This window comes from Streptomyces sp. NRRL F-2664, assembly GCF_000719345.1.
Classification (GTDB): domain Bacteria; phylum Actinomycetota; class Actinomycetes; order Streptomycetales; family Streptomycetaceae; genus Streptomyces.
In genome coordinates, this window is sequence record NZ_JOFX01000480.1 from 1 (window position 1) to 307 (window position 307).

A 307-nucleotide genomic window follows, 5' to 3' on the forward strand; every position below is an offset into this window, starting at 1 on the left:
GGACTGGGCGCTGCCCGTCCGCGAGGCCAGCACCGTCCACAACAGCGCCGGCCAGAAACGGGAGACCGTGACTGCCGCCGCCTACGACACCTACGGCCGTCCGGTGAAAACGGTGGATGAGGCCGGCACCGCCACCGAGACCGCCTACGACACCGAGAACGGTTCTACCGGGCTGATGCTGTCGCAGAAGGTGACCGGCCGGGACGGCAAGGTGCTGCAGGAGACGGTCAACACCCCCGGCAAGGACCGGCGCAGCATCGCGCACACCGTGACCCGGACTGCGGACAGTGCGGGCAGGCTTGCCGCC

Annotated in this window: 1 protein-coding gene; it reads left to right on the forward strand. The window is 70.0% G+C overall.

Annotated features, from left to right (window positions below):
- A partial coding sequence (locus tag IF89_RS40020) for a hypothetical protein (RefSeq protein ID WP_043195098.1) occupies positions 1–307 on the forward strand: 307 nt, incomplete at both ends.